General features: G+C 57.5%; 15 protein-coding genes. 11 read left to right on the top strand and 4 right to left on the bottom strand.

Annotated elements, in window-relative coordinates; all coding sequences use genetic code 11:
• Nucleotides 1-60: 60 nt before the first annotated feature.
• The 7 genes from DXH95_RS04030 to DXH95_RS04000 are packed head-to-tail and all read left to right on the top strand — an operon-like array spanning nucleotide 61 to nucleotide 6,467.
• Nucleotides 61-840 (top strand): enoyl-CoA hydratase/isomerase family protein, encoded by a 780-nt coding sequence (locus DXH95_RS04030; protein WP_147291682.1) that lies wholly within the window; start codon nucleotides 61-63, stop codon nucleotides 838-840.
• A 1-nt stretch (nucleotide 841) separates the two neighbouring features.
• Nucleotides 842-1,753: an SDR family oxidoreductase gene (locus DXH95_RS04025; RefSeq protein ID WP_115548144.1), complete on the top strand. Its 912-nt coding sequence runs from the start codon at nucleotides 842-844 to the stop codon at nucleotides 1,751-1,753.
• Complete coding sequence (locus tag DXH95_RS04020) at nucleotides 1,750-2,505, top strand: enoyl-CoA hydratase/isomerase family protein (RefSeq protein WP_115548143.1); 756 nt, start codon at nucleotides 1,750-1,752, stop codon at nucleotides 2,503-2,505. The genes DXH95_RS04025 and DXH95_RS04020 overlap by 4 nt, the downstream gene beginning before the upstream one ends.
• Nucleotides 2,505-3,656, top strand: coding sequence for an acyl-CoA dehydrogenase family protein (locus tag DXH95_RS04015; RefSeq protein WP_115548142.1), 1,152 nt, complete (start codon nucleotides 2,505-2,507; stop codon nucleotides 3,654-3,656). Before DXH95_RS04020 ends, DXH95_RS04015 begins: the two co-directional genes overlap by 1 nt.
• A 1-nt stretch (nucleotide 3,657) precedes the next feature.
• Nucleotides 3,658-4,551 (top strand): acyl-CoA dehydrogenase family protein, encoded by an 894-nt coding sequence (locus DXH95_RS04010; RefSeq protein WP_115548141.1) that lies wholly within the window; start codon nucleotides 3,658-3,660, stop codon nucleotides 4,549-4,551.
• Nucleotides 4,548-5,591 carry an NAD(P)-dependent alcohol dehydrogenase gene (locus DXH95_RS04005; protein ID WP_115548140.1) on the top strand — a complete coding sequence of 348 codons (1,044 nt, stop codon included), beginning with the start codon at nucleotides 4,548-4,550 and terminating at the stop codon, nucleotides 5,589-5,591. The genes DXH95_RS04010 and DXH95_RS04005 overlap by 4 nt, the downstream gene beginning before the upstream one ends.
• A gap of 3 nt (nucleotides 5,592-5,594) precedes the next feature.
• Entirely contained in the window at nucleotides 5,595-6,467 is an 873-nt protein-coding gene (locus DXH95_RS04000; RefSeq protein WP_115548139.1) for an alpha/beta fold hydrolase, read from the top strand.
• A 7-nt stretch (nucleotides 6,468-6,474) separates the two neighbouring features.
• Here the strand turns inward: DXH95_RS04000 and DXH95_RS03995 are convergent, their stop codons facing one another.
• Nucleotides 6,475-7,032, bottom strand: a complete 558-nt coding sequence (locus DXH95_RS03995; RefSeq protein WP_181883566.1) for a TetR/AcrR family transcriptional regulator — start codon at nucleotides 7,030-7,032, stop codon at nucleotides 6,475-6,477.
• Between the two features lie 52 nt (nucleotides 7,033-7,084).
• Between DXH95_RS03995 and DXH95_RS03990 the strand changes: the two genes are divergently transcribed.
• From DXH95_RS03990 to DXH95_RS03975, 4 genes are read left to right on the top strand one after another with little or no spacing between them, the layout of a single operon-like run.
• Nucleotides 7,085-8,275, top strand: a complete 1,191-nt coding sequence (locus DXH95_RS03990; RefSeq protein WP_115548137.1) for a cytochrome P450 — start codon at nucleotides 7,085-7,087, stop codon at nucleotides 8,273-8,275.
• Nucleotides 8,276-8,295: 20 nt separating this feature from the next.
• Complete coding sequence (locus DXH95_RS03985; protein ID WP_115548136.1) at nucleotides 8,296-8,721, top strand: VOC family protein; 426 nt, start codon at nucleotides 8,296-8,298, stop codon at nucleotides 8,719-8,721.
• A gap of 25 nt (nucleotides 8,722-8,746) precedes the next feature.
• Nucleotides 8,747-10,216: an aldehyde dehydrogenase family protein gene (locus DXH95_RS03980; protein WP_115548135.1), complete on the top strand. Its 1,470-nt coding sequence runs from the start codon at nucleotides 8,747-8,749 to the stop codon at nucleotides 10,214-10,216.
• A 10-nt stretch (nucleotides 10,217-10,226) separates the two neighbouring features.
• Nucleotides 10,227-11,015, top strand: a complete 789-nt coding sequence (locus DXH95_RS03975; RefSeq protein ID WP_115548134.1) for an SDR family oxidoreductase — start codon at nucleotides 10,227-10,229, stop codon at nucleotides 11,013-11,015.
• A 9-nt stretch (nucleotides 11,016-11,024) separates the two neighbouring features.
• On the opposite strand, the gene DXH95_RS03970 is transcribed toward DXH95_RS03975, so the two are convergent.
• Genes DXH95_RS03970 through DXH95_RS03960 form a run of 3 tightly spaced genes read right to left on the bottom strand, consistent with a single transcriptional unit; the run spans nucleotide 11,025 to nucleotide 14,166 of the window.
• Nucleotides 11,025-11,828: a tyrosine-protein phosphatase gene (locus tag DXH95_RS03970; protein WP_239016532.1), complete on the bottom strand. Its 804-nt coding sequence runs from the start codon at nucleotides 11,826-11,828 to the stop codon at nucleotides 11,025-11,027.
• Nucleotides 11,825-13,342, bottom strand: a complete 1,518-nt coding sequence (locus DXH95_RS03965; protein WP_115548132.1) for an AMP-binding protein — start codon at nucleotides 13,340-13,342, stop codon at nucleotides 11,825-11,827. Before DXH95_RS03965 ends, DXH95_RS03970 begins: the two co-directional genes overlap by 4 nt.
• A complete protein-coding gene (locus DXH95_RS03960; protein ID WP_181883565.1) occupies nucleotides 13,339-14,166 on the bottom strand; it encodes a FadR/GntR family transcriptional regulator in 828 nt (275 codons plus the stop codon). Before DXH95_RS03960 ends, DXH95_RS03965 begins: the two co-directional genes overlap by 4 nt.
• Nucleotides 14,167-14,232: the final 66 nt, after the last annotated feature.

Below are 14,232 nucleotides of genomic sequence, written 5' to 3'. Positions count from 1 at the left end.
TTGACCTAGTTACATAGGTTGTGCGATTGTCCGGGCCAATCAGCAAATGGAGAGAGCCAAGTGACAGATGAGGTATTGAGCGAACTGGACGGGTATCTGCGGATCATCACGCTGAACCGTCCCGAAGTTCACAATGCTATGAACGACAGCATGTCGGAACTGTTCCAGTCGCTCTTGTTTGCGGCGCTGGAAGAAACCGAGTCGAGTGCGATCCTGTTGCGCGCCAACGGCAAATCCTTTTGCTCGGGCCGTGACACCACCATGCTGGGCCACCGCGCGCGCGACGAGAGCGATTATCACTTCGTCCGCCGCGCACAGGAAGGTCGACTGCGGATGCTGGACTCAACAAAGCCGATTGTCGCTGCTGTCAAAGGCGGAGCCATAGGCGGCGGGTGTGAACTGGCGTTGGCTGCTGATATTCGCGTTGCCGATACCACGCTCAAAATGGCACTTCCCGAAATCAATTATGGCTTGCTACCCGATACCGGCGGCACCCAGATGCTGACTTCACTCATCGGCCCTTCGCGGACCAAATATATGGTGCTGTCAGGTGACAGGATCGACGCGGCAACGGCTCTGGATTGGGGTGCAGTCGATTTCGTGGTCGCGCCCGGGGAGCTTGACGAAAAGGCACTTTCCATCGCTCGGTCGATTGCGTCCAAACCGCCGCTCAACCTCGCGATGGGCAAAGATATGGTCAATCTGATGCACGGTCCGACCATCCGTACGGGTACGCGCGCTGAACTGATGGCGCAAAGCTATATCTTCAAGACCGAGGATTATGCCGAAGCCCGCGCCGCCCTGCGCGAGAAACGCGCTCCTGTTTTCAAGGGAAAATGACATGCCACTGCCCAATCCTCCCGCTTTGGGTACGTCCGCCCTCCCCGCAGGCACTTATGAAGGTCAGGTCGTCGCCGTCACCGGCGGCGGTACAGGCCTTGGCAAGGGTATGGCGCTCGAATTTGCGCGACTGGGCGCAAAAATCGCCGTCCTCAGCCGCAAGCCGGAGCACCTGGAAGCCGGCGTGAAGGCGATGGAGTCGGTGGGTGCGAAAGCGATTGCTGTTGCATGCGATATTCGCAATCCCGAGGCCATCGCGACAGCCTTTGATGAAATCGAGGCCAAGCTCGGTCCGGTCGACGTTCTAATCAACAATGCCGCCGGAAACTTCCCCGCCCCTGCTGAAGAGATGACCCCCAATGGTTTTGGTACAGTCGTCGATATTGTGCTGAAGGGCACTTATAATTGCTCCAGAGAATTTGCTCTCCGTTGTCTGCGCGATGCCCGTCCCGGCGCAATCCTGAACATCGGTGCGACCTATAGCTGGACCGGCGGCCCCGGCACCGCCCACTCGGCAGCGGCCAAGGCGGGCGTAACCAACCTCACCCAGAGCCTTGCGGTCGAATGGGCGCCGGATGGCATCCGCGTCAATTGCCTCGCCCCAGGGCGCTTTCCGCATGAAGATCTGCCCGATCACATGACCCGCCACCGGGTGGGTGACCGCGGCGACAACACAATCCCTGCCCAGCGCGTTGGCGCAATCCGCGAACTGGGCTGGATGGCGACCTTCATGTGTTCGCCGTATGCCGCCTATCTTTCAGGGCATACGGTCGTGCTGGATGGCGCGAACTGGCTGCGGCGCAGTTTGGTGATGCCTGAATTTGTTCCTATCCGTGAACAATTTGGTAAATTGGCGCGTGAGCGTGGTACGGCACAGGCAGCCATATCCAGGACACGCGGAGACAAAGAGTGAGCGAGCCTGATCTCGTCCTGCGTTCCGATGATGGCGGCGTATGTACTTTGACGCTGAACCGTCCGGACAAACGCAATGCCGTCAACCGTGACCTGTTCCGTGCCTTTCGCGCGCATGTGAAGGCGATTGAGGCAGATGGCGCGGACATCGGCATCATCGTTATCAAAGGGGCGGGCGACCATTTCTGCGCAGGCCATGATCTGCAATCTGATCCGCATCCGGATGCGCTCGGCTGGCTACGACAGGAAATGCTGGTGCTAGAACGCCTCACCAAACTGCGGCAGCCGGTGATCGCTGCCGTACAGGGCACATGCTATACCGGTGGTCTGGAATTTGCGCTGACAGCGGACTTCATCATCTGCGGAGAAAGCGCGCGTTTTGCAGACACGCATGGCAAATGGGGGCTGGTGCCGGGTTGGGGACTGTCGCAACGCCTTCCGCGCCGGGTTGGCCAGGCCAAGGCGCTGGAAATGATGCTGACCTGCCAACCCTATTCAGGCCGCGAAGCCGAGGCGATGGGGCTGGCCAACTATTGTGTGCCGGACACCGAATTGGAGGCTCGCGTTGCCGGACTTTGTGCGAGTATTCTCGCCAATAGCTGGCACAGCAATGCCGAGAATAAGCGGCTCGTCTACGACACCGACGGCATGACTCTGACTGGCGGCCTCAACCATGAACTGATGCGCAACGCCGGATTTGACAAGGATGCGGCCAATCGCGGGGCAAAATTTGCAGCAAGGAAAAAAGACTGATGGAAATCGGTTTCAACGCGGAGGAAACGCGTTTCCGGGAAGAATGCCGGGAGTGGCTGCACGCCAATGTTCCAGAAGAAAAGCGGCCGCTGCATGCCGCGGATGCACTCGAATTCGACAAGGCATGGCAGCGCCGCTTGTTTGATGCCGGCTGGGCGGGGATCAACTGGCCAGTCGAATATGGCGGGCGCGGGCTTTCGATTGTCCAACAGGTCATATGGCTGGAGGAATATGCGCAGGCGGACGCTCCATGGATCGGCGCGAATTTTGTCGGCGTCAATCATGGCGGACCAACATTGATTATGAATGCAAGCGAGGAGCAGAAGGCCTATCATCTGCCCCGCATCCTCAAGGGCGACGCAATCTGGTGTCAGGGCTTTTCGGAACCTGGTGCCGGCTCAGACCTTGCAGGCATAAATACGCGCGGGCGCATCGAAGGTGACGCGTTGGTCGTCAATGGCTCAAAGATATGGACGAGTTTTGCCCATGTTGCCGATTGGCAGGAGCTGGTTCTGCGCACCGAGGAAGGATCGCTTCGCCACAAAGGTCTCAGCTGGGTGATCTGTGACATGCACGCCCCCGGCATCAGCATCAGCCCGATCCGCAAAATGAGCGGACAGGTGGAGTTTGCACAGGTGTTTTACGACGATGTGCGCATACCCTTGGAAAATGTCGTCGGCGGGCTAGGTAATGGCTGGCGCGTGGCGATGTCGACATTGAGTTTTGAGCGCGGTACCGGCTTCATTGCTGATCAGGTCAAACAATCACAGGAAATTGACGAACTGATCTCCACTGCGCGGGCCAATGGCAAGATCCGCGATGATCGAATTGCGGGCGAACTTGGCCAGATGCGCGCCGAAGTCGCGGCCCTGCGGGCGATGACCTATCGCAATATTTCAACCGTGATCCGCACCGGACAGCCAGGTCCTGAATCTTCTGTCATCCGGCTGTTCACCTCTGAACTCGGGCAAAGGCTGGAAAGGATGGGTGTATTGCTGATGGGCAGTGCGGCCCTCGATTTCCGTTATGGCGACGACAATATAGTGCACGATTATCTTCGCGGATTTGCCGCCACCATTGCAGGCGGAACGGCGCAAATCCAACGTGACATCATAGCCGAGCGGTTGCTCGGCCTGCCAAAGAGCCGATAAGATGGACCTGACACCCAATAGCGACCAATCCGCTTTACAGACCGCGACGGCGGATTGGTGCCGCGATAACATGCCATTGGACGGCGCACGAAATCGCCCTGAACATTTATGGCGCGATTTGGCCGACATGGGGTGGACAGGCATGACAGCACCCGGAATGGGCCTCGACCATGCGACCGAGGCGCTAGTCTTTGCCGAACTGGGCCGCGAGCTCGCGCCGGTCGGCTTGCTGTCCACCGCAGTTGCTGCCCGCTGGATCGGTGGCGATGCACGTGTGGCGCTGGCGATACCCCACGAAAAACTAACACGGGTGTTCGATCCGCAAGACTGTGCATCGGCGCTTAGCATATGGGGCAACTGTGCCGGATTGCTTATGCTGCCAGCATCGCTTGATACAGAGACGGGGCTGGATCTTTCTGCCCCTTACGCAACAATCGCATTGGAGCTGGTTCCAAATCCACTCGACGATCCCAGAGCCGCGCTGCATCTGCAACTGCTGGCAGCCGCTTATGGGGTTGGCGTTGCCGATGCCGCGCGCGACATGGCTGCGGACTATGCCAAGATACGCGAACAATTTGACCGGCCCATCGGCTGGTTCCAATCGTTGAAGCATATATGTGCGGACATGGCCGTGCGCTGCGAGGTTGCCCGTTCGCAACTCTATTATGCGGCTTGTGCACTTGATGCCGGTGGAGACGATGCCGCGTTCCACGTTGCAGCCGCCAAGCGCCTTGCAGACAGCAGCGCGCTGGACAACGGCCGCGCAAACATTCAGGTACATGGTGGAATCGGCATGACCGATGAAGCGGTGCCGCATCTTTGCCTGAAACGTGCGCATCTGCTGAGCTTCATTGCCCCTGTCGATACCAAGGACCTGCTGGAGAGTGCCGCATGACACAGATGATTTCAGCATGGGGCGCAACCGCACCTGAATCGGGCATCAATCCCCTGTCGATCGAGCGACGGGAATTGCGTCCGGACGATGTCCAGATCGAAATTCTGTTTTGCGGGGTCTGCCATTCGGATTTGCACACCGCCCGCAATGATTGGGGCCGGACGCATTATCCGGTAGTTCCCGGCCACGAAATTGTCGGACGCGTGGCTGCGGTGGGCACAGATGTGAAGGCTTTCAAAACCGGTGATGCTGTTGCCGTCGGCTGCCTGGTCGATGCCTGCCTCGATTGCCCGCAATGCGACGAGCATCAGGAGCAATATTGCGCGAATGGTGTTGGCACGTACAATAGTCGCGACCGGCATGATGGCTCGCCAACTTTTGGCGGATATGCAAAATCGATCACCGTGCGCGAGGCCTTTGTTTTGCGCGTGCCTGACAAACTGGATCTGGCCCGCGCCGCTCCCTTATTGTGTGCCGGGATCACCACTTACTCGCCATTGCGCCACTGGGATGTCGGACCTGGCAAGGCAATCGCGGTCGTTGGCCTGGGTGGATTGGGCCATATGGGCGTCAAGCTGGCGGTCGGTTTGGGAGCAGAAGTGACCATGATCACCACGTCGCCCGCAAAAGCAGCGGACGCCCAAAAGCTCGGCGCTCATGCTGTTCTGCTGTCGTCCGACAAGGAAGCGATGAAAGCCGCCAACGGTCGTTTCGACTTCATTCTCGATACCATTCCCGTTGGACACGACGTGCAAAACTATCTGCGCCTGCTGAAACCCTCAGGCCATCTGGTGATTGTCGGCGCAGTCGAACCGATGCCCGGTTTTCATTCGGGCCTGTTGCTTGGCGGTCGCAAATCGATTGCGGGCTCGGCGATTGGCGGCATAAAGGAAACGCAGCAACTGCTCGATTTCTGCGCCGAGAAGAATATCCTGCCCGAGTGCGAGACAATCCGGATGGACGAGATCAACGATGCCTATGAGCGGATGGAAAAATCTGATGTCAAATATCGGTTCGTCATCGATATGGCGACGCTTTGAGCCATGACAATCAACGGACCGACGTCGCAATATTTCATCTCGCAACGGTTACGGCTGCATTATGCAGACTGGGGCAATACCGAAGCGCCGCCATTGCTTCTGGTGCATGGTGGACGCGACCATTGCCGCAGCTGGGATTGGGTGGCGCAGGAGCTTTCAAGCAAGTGGCATGTCATCGCGATCGACCAGCGCGGTCATGGTGACAGCCAATGGGCCCCGGACGGTAACTACGCGTCGATGGATATGGTTTATGACCTGGCGCACCTCATCCACCTGCTCGATCTTGCCCCTGTCACGATTGTATCGCATTCGATGGGCGGAAATGTAAGCCTGCGCTATACGGGTCTGTTTCCGGACAAGGTCCGAAAACTGGTGGCAATTGAAGGTCTTGGTCCGCCCCCCGAAATGCAGAAGAAGATGGACGAAACGCCATTTGCTGACCGGTTCCGCGAATGGATGGATAGCAAAAGGGCGGCGGCGGCACGCTTGCCCAAACGCTATAACAGCATCGACGAGGCGCTGGCACGAATGCAGGCTGAGAATGCCTATTTGACAGATGAGCAAGCCCGGCACCTGACCGAACAGGGCGTCAATCGCAACGAGGATGGCACCTTTAGCTGGAAGTTTGATCCGCATTTGAACTTCTGGTCACCACTGGACATCCCGCGCGCGGAAATCGAGAAACTGTGGAGCGCAATCAGTTGTCCGACCCTGCTGCTTTATGGCGCTGACAGCTGGGCTTCAAACCCCGAACGCGATGGTCGCATGCGGCATTTCAGACCGAATGTTACAGTAACCGAATTTGAAAAAGCCGGTCATTGGTTGCACCATGACCAGTTCAATCGCTTCATGGCAACTTTGGACCATTTTCTTTGACGCTCAGTCAATCCGCATCATCAATGACCGATTGAAAGGCCCGTTCCAGCCATTTCCGGCTGGCGGGTGCAAGATCGCCCTCCCAGGCAGGCAGCGGGTAAAGGATGCGATAGAGAAAAAAGCCGGATGCAAGCAGGACCACCCTTGCGGCACGCTCCTCGGCATTCGGTCGATCAAACCAGACGGTCAGCGGCTTGATGACCAGTTCGCGCAATTGTCGATCGGCAATCGCGCGCGACACCGGGTCACCAGCCGCCAGCACCAGCATCGGCAACACGTTGACGCGGTACTGCTCGCTTTGGGCGAACAGGGCGACGAGCCCGCGTCCGAATTCCGGCTTTTCGATGTTGGTGATGACACTCGCATCCAGCAGTTCGGAAAGTGCGGATTCAAAAAGCTTTTCCTTCGAGCCGAAATATCGGCTGACCAGCGATGCATTGACGCCCGCAGCGGCCGTGATGTCCCGCACCCCGGTCGCTCCATAACCGCGCGTGGAAAATGCCACCTGCGCGGCATGCAGGATGGCAGCTTTGGTCCGATCGGAATCACGAAGCGGAATAGGCATTGACATGACGTGTAAACACTCGTTTACTTAAAGGCAAGGAAGGAGAGATCCCATGAATGATTCGATGCTGGAAGAACGACGCCCTGTCTATGACTTTGACTATATTGCAGGCGCCGACGTCCTGAAGGACGTGCACGAAGCCTATCTCAACCTGAAGAAAAATGCGCCTCCGCTCTTCTGGACAACGCGACATGGCGGGCATTGGGTCGCAAACAGTGCCGACGTTGCCGTGAAGGCATTGCGCCATCCTGAAATCTTCTCCAGCAAATTCCTTTCGATTCCGCCCAATCCGCAGCAGCCCAAGATGATCCCGGAATCGCTCGATCCGCCAGAGCATCGGCCGTATCGGCAAATGCTGCGCCCGTTTTTCGAAGGCAAGGCGATCGCTCCACTCGAACCTCGGATTATCGAATGGACTGAGGAACTCGTCGGCAAGGTGGTCGACAAGGGCGGATGTGAATTCGTCGAGGACATTGCAGGCCCTCTGCCCATCTCGGTCTTCATGGAAATTTTCGGCTTTCCGCTTGATCGTTACGAAGAGTTTCGCACCTTGGCGCTCAACTATTTTTCGGCCGGAAATGGATCAGAGAGCGGTTTGGCTTATGTCGGGCAAATCCAGCAGATCCTGGTTGAACTGATCCAATCCCGCATGGCGGAGCCCCGCTCAGATTTGGTCTCTTCACTTGTAACGATGGATTTTGAAGGTCGCAAACTGACGTTCGAGGAACTGATGTCGATCGGTTTCCTGATGTTCCTTGCCGGTCTGGATACCGTGACCAACGCGCTTACTTATGGAATGCGGCACTTGGCCCACGACCCCGCGCTCCAGCAACGCATGGCCGAAGACCCGGACTGCATCCCGAATGCGGTCGAGGAACTGCTGCGTCGTTATACCTTTGTATCTACCCCGCGCTATCTGGTGCAGGATACCGAGATTGACGGCATCCAACTGCGCAAGGGCGAGTCCATATTGGTTCCTCTCCATTCGGTCGGGTTGGATGACAAGCTTAATCCCAATCCTGAAACGGTCGATGTTGATCGGCCAGCGGTGCGCCATGCTGCTTTCGGCTCGGGCGTCCACACCTGTCTTGGGCTGCACCTTGCCCGAATGGAAATGATCAATTTCTACAAGGTGTGGTTCCGGCGGATACCGCGGTTCGAATTGGCACCTATGGACGGACCGCTCAAATTCCGCGCCGGTTCGGTTCAGTCGATCGAAGCTTTGCCGATCCGCTGGGCATAAAAGTAGTTGGAGATAAGGCTATGGAACAACGGCTGAATATGGTGATGAACCCCGTGCGCGATGTGGCTGCTCTTCGCGCATTTTATGAAGGCGGCCTTGGCTGGAACACATGGGGACCGGAAATGCCCGGCTCTGTCATGTACCGGCTTGGCACCGCAGTGCTGGTGTTCGTCAACCGCGATTATCTGGCCAAGGAGGCAGGCATTGATGTGGCGGAAACATCGCGCATCATCAATGCGGTGTTCGTAAGTAGTAAGGCAGATGTTGACACGCAAATGGCAAAAGTGGTTGCCGCTGGTGGCACCATCACAAGTCCGGTGCGCGACCGCGATGGCGGACTCTATTCGGGCTATTTTGCTGACCCCGAAGGTAATTGCTGGGAAATCGTCTGGAGCCCGCACATGCCGGTAGGCGCAGATGGCGGGCTGACGCTCGGCGGCCAATAGACCAGACAGTTTTGAGGAGAGTATCATGACCACCGCACCCAAGGTTTCCCTGCACATTGGCGGAACGCCGCGCGCGAGCGGAAGCGGCGGCACCCGCACCCATATCCATCCGGTAAGCGGCGAGGCGATGGCCGAAATCCCGCTGGCCGGAGCAGCTGAAGTTGAAGAAGCGGTCGCCGCTGCCGAGGCTGCACGCGAAGGCTGGCGGCGGACAAGCCCCGAAGCACGTCGCGACATTCTGAACCGGCTTGCTGACTTGATGGAAGCGAAGAAACGCGAGTTTGCCGAAATGGCTGCCCTCGATGGCGGCACACCAATCATGCAAGGTGAGCGCGGAGTTGAGACCGCCGTGTCGTGGACGCGCTATTATGCGGGTTGGTGCGACAAACTGACCGGTGACGTGATGAGCACTTTCGATACGCGCGGCGAGTTCAGCTATTCAGTGCCAGAGCCCATCGGCATCGTCGGTATCATCAACACCTGGAACGGTCCGTTGATCGGTATCGGTATGAAAGTGATACCCGCGCTGGCCGCCGGAAATTGCGTCATTCTAAAGCCAGCGGAAATCACGCCCTTTGCTCCCGAGTTGTTTGCCCAATGCGCGAAAGAAGCCGGGGTGCCTGATGGCGTGCTCGCCATATTGCCGGGCACCGGAGAAGCGGGCGACGCGATTGTTCGTCACCCCAGGGTACGCAAGATCAGCTTCACCGGTGGCCCAACAACGGCGCGCAAAATTCTTGCGGCTGCGGCGGAACAGATCAAGCCTTCGGTCATGGAACTGGGCGGCAAATCGGCGAGCCTCGTCTTTCCTGATTGCAACCTGCAGGCAGCCGCGGAACGTGCCATTTTCTGGACAATCGGCATTCTGGCAGGGCAAGGTTGCGCACTGCCGACACGACAGATTGTGCATGCCGATGTCTATGACGAATTCCTTGAGCGCATGGTTGAAGTATCCAAGGTCTTCAAAGTTGGCGATCCGATGGAACCTGGCGTGATGGTTGGTCCGGTTATCAATGCCGCCGCCGTGGATCGCATTACTGGCATGTTCGAACGCGCCAAGGCCGACAACGCCGCCCGCTTTGTCATCGGCGGCAACCGCTGCGGAGGCGATCTGGCCAAAGGCAACTTCATCGAACCGACAATTCTAGCCGATGTGAACCCGGATCATGAAATCGCACAGGTCGAAATTTTTGGTCCTGCGGTTGCGGTGATGAAATTCCATGACGAGGATGAGGCCATCGCGATTGCCAACAACAGCGAATATGGTCTCGCGGCCTATATCCAGTCGAACGATATGATGCGCGTTCACCGCGTGGCAGAGCGTCTGCATGCAGGTGGCGTGTATGTGAACGGCGGAATGCAGATCAATGCGTACACGCCATTTGGCGGTGTCGGCATTTCGGGCTTTGGCAAAGAAGGCGGCAAAGCAGGCATCGAAGAGTTTCTGCACATGAAGACCGTCACAATTGGAACAGGCGCTGGAATTTTCAGCTGAGGAGAGCCCCATGGACTTTGATCCCAAGACAGAATTTGACCTGACCGGAAAGGTCGCCATCGTTACCGGTGCGGGCGGACGTGGCAACAGCATTGGCCGCGCTTATGCCATTGCACTTGCCAATGCGGGCGCAAGCATCGTTGTGGCAGATCTTTCCGCCGAAGGTGCGCAGAAGGTAGCCGACGAGATAGTAGCTGCAGGCGGTAAGGCGCTCGCTGTTCAGGTAGATATCACCGACACCGCCGCCGTCGAAGCGATGGCTGCCAAGGCCAAAGCCGAATTTGGCGGGATTGATATTCTGGTCAACAATGCAGCCTTGATGGTCGAAATCGTCGACAAGCCACTGATCCAGACCGATCGGGCGCGCTTTGACAAGGGTATGGCCGTCAACGTCTGGGGCGCGCTCAACTGCGCGCAAGTGGTTGCTCCCTATCTGGCCGAGCGCGGTGGCGGCGCGATCGTCAACCAGGTGTCTGCAGGAGCGTATCCCGCACAAACATTTTATGGCGTCACCAAGATCGCTTTGCACGGTGTGACCACTGCGCTGGCAACCGAACTGGGCAATCAGAATATCCGCGTCAATGCGATCGGACCCGGCATGACGAAAACCGATGCAGGTCTGGCATTGACCCCGGAAGACAGCCCATTGGTTCAGGCCATATCGGCGCGCGCGCCAATCCAGCTTCGCGATACGCCCGATGCGCTATGCGGTGCCCTGCTGCTGCTGGTATCGGGCGCGGGACGCTGGATGACGGGGCAGGTGTTGAATGTCGATGGCGGCTGGGTGATGCGTGGGTAAAAATTGCGGCTAGACGAGCAGCTGTTGCTCTATCCGGGATAACAGCTCAGGCGTCACGCCCAGCATATGTTCGGTATAATTGCGTAAGCTGCCATGGCGTTCGTTCACTTCAGCAAACATGGCTTCAAGCCAGGACGGATGTGCTGTCATCAATGTCCGAACAGCTTCATCGCTGATTTGGGGACCAAAATTGTTGCGCACAACCGTCGCGCCTGCGGCGATGCGCGCCTCGATATTGCCGGCAACATTGGTTAGCAAATAGTCCGCCATGATGTCATCTGCGTGCACGCCGAGCAAATTGTGCAACATGGCCACGGCTATTCCGGTGCGGTCCTTACCGGCCAGGCAATGCACAAGGCTGGGGCCGTTCCGTGTTGCCAATGCCTCAAAATATAAACGCAAAGACTCCACCAGCACCGGGCGGAATGGCATATCGCGATAGCCTGACAGCATTGCCTGCATGGCATCCTCGGCCGTCTCTACATGCCGCGCCGCTTCAATATGCGGTGCAGCCATTTGTGTAACGGTCTCTCCATCGCTGAATAGCACTTCTGCCGTGAAATCGGCGGGTCGGGCGCAGGGATGCTGCTGCCTTTCACTGGCGCCCCGCAAATCGACAATCGTCGAGAGCTTCAGTGCACTTATTCGCTCCAGATCGTCAGGAGTGGCTTCCTTGTGCTGCGCTGAACGATATAGGATGCCGCTGCGCAGACGGCTGCCACCGCCTGTCTGGTACCCCCCATAGTCGCGAAAATTATGTACAGCATCCAATTGAATGACACGTTCGATGACGGGGTCGGAAGCCATATTCATGAGAGCGGCAAATTCCGCAGTTCGTGCTTTAGAATCTTGCCCGAAGCATTGCGCGGCAGTTCATCGACTATGGTCAATCTTTCAGGCGTTTTCTGCTTGGCAATGCCCTGCTGCGCGAAATGCGCGCGCACATCATCCAGCGACAACGCCGTCCCCGGTTTCAGCACAACACAAGCTCGCACGACTTCCCCCATCCGGTCGTCGGGGGCTGCAACCACTGCGACATCGGCAACTGCGGGAACACCGAGCAGCACGCCCTCCACCTCTTTCGAAGAGATGTTTTCGCCGCCGCGGATGATAATGTCCTTCTTCCGATCGGTGATAAGCAGATAACCGTCATCATCCAGCCGGCCGATGTCGCCGGTGCGATACCAGCCATCTGGCAGGAAGGCTGTGTCGTTCAGTTTAGGGTCGAAATAACCAAGGAAGAGCTCTGGCCCGCGCGTGCAGATCTCTCCATCGGCACCTGGCGGCACATCATTGCCGTCATCGTCTACAAACCGCATTTCGGATCCGGTTATCGCCTGCCCTTCGGTGTTGAGCTGCTTGTCGAGAGGGTCATCGGCTTTGCCGGACGTAACCGTGGGATGCTCGCTTGAGCCGTAGCAATGGAATACAGCAAGCCCCATCGCCTTGCATCGTTCGACCAGCGACGTCGGCACCGGGGCAGCCCCCACAAGATATTGCCGCAACGAAGTGAGGTCCCGACCATCACGATCCGCCGCCTCCATCATGCCCGAAAGATGAAAGGGTGTCCCCGACGAAGATGTGATTTGGTGCCGCTCGACCAATTCAGCGGCCATTGCCGGATCCCATTGATCCATCAATACCAGCGTTGTTCCCATGGATAGAAACCGGAACATGGCGATCACTCCCGCCACATGACCCGGCGGCCAGGGCGAGAGGATCGCTTCTTCCTCAGGGCCGCTGCGCATGTCCTGGACCGACTCCAATTCAGAGAGCAATGTGCGTGCGGAGTGCATCACGCCCTTCGGATCGGCGGTCGTGCCGGACGTATAGACCAATACCGCCAGATCATCCGCATTGCGTGCTGCGAATGGCGCAATGTCGCCTTCCGCTTCAAGCGCGGTGAACGCGTCCCCTGTTGTGATATGCCGCCTCAAATCGGGCAGAACGCCGCAATCTGCAACGACCTGCATATAGTCAACCCCGCGCCAGCTTTCGGGTGTAAACAACCAGGTCGTGCGCGATTGACGCAGGATGAACCCCAGTTCCTTTGCACCATAGATACTGACAATTGGTAGTATGACTGCGCCCGCTTGCGCTGCAGCGACTGCAGCAACCTGCCATTCGCGCCAGTTGGGCAACATCAAGCCCACTACGTCACCGGGTCGAACGCCCGCCGCCATCATCCGCGTACCCATGCGTCGGCCAGCAGCAATAACATCGGTCAGAGTAGTGTCAGCAGGCTGGGTAGACGAGGCAACCGTCAACCGCGCGGTCGGCCATGTTTCGCCACCCGCAATAAAGGCTTCGATCAGTGACTGGTTCATGCGCCTAGAGAGTCGACGATGCGTGCGCCTTCATCGTCGCCAGCCCATGTAGCATTGGCATTCGTCAGATGCAGTCGCCAATGTTTGACGGCTTCCTCAACCTGCCCACTTTCAATCAAATCGACCAACTTTTCATATGATTTGAGTCCAGCTCGCAGGCTCTTGTGCTGAACATCATTTTCAACCGGATGGCGGTGCTTATAGTCACTTTGATGACGCGACAGAAGATTTATCAGAAGCTGGTTCATAAAGGTTAATGTTTTGGTGCCCGTGACGTCAACAAGGGTCGCATGGAACTCATTCACGGCTTCAATAAAGTCGTTGTACCTGTTGGCGGTCAGCAAGACCCGAAGCCGCTCTATTTCAGCACGCAGGCGCTTGATTGCCAACCGGTCCGGTTTGGTGGACAGCCACCGCACAACCTGCGGCTCGATCGCCAATCGCGCCTGATAAAGATCACCAATAGTCGTTCCGAGCGATTGTAGGACATAGCCTGCATAGCGCGAAACAAGCTCGACCGACGGCGCGTGTACCCGCGCACCCGTACGAGAACCGCGAACGACACTGATCAAACTTTCCGCCTCCAATATGCGAAAGGCTTCGCGCAATGTAGGGCGCGATATTCCAAGGCTCGCCATCAACTGGCCTTCGGGAGGCAATGAGTCGCCCTCTTTCAATTCGCCACGAACAATTTGTCCGCGAAAATGATCCGCCACAATTTCAGAAGTCTTGGGAACACGTATCCGCGACCCAAGCCTATTATCACTATCGTTCGTCACCTGCGCCCCGTCCAATCCTGCATCATTTGGTTCCAGATTGGCCATTAGCATCCTCCATCCCGAATTCGCAAGAAATCGCAACTACTGTCAAGATAGAACACTTGGTTAGAT

This window comes from Sphingorhabdus pulchriflava (assembly GCF_003367235.1).
GTDB lineage: Bacteria > Pseudomonadota > Alphaproteobacteria > Sphingomonadales > Sphingomonadaceae > Sphingorhabdus_B > Sphingorhabdus_B pulchriflava.
The sequence above is the reverse complement of the archived record's forward strand: the minus strand, read 5'-3'. Positions and strand labels throughout refer to the sequence as shown.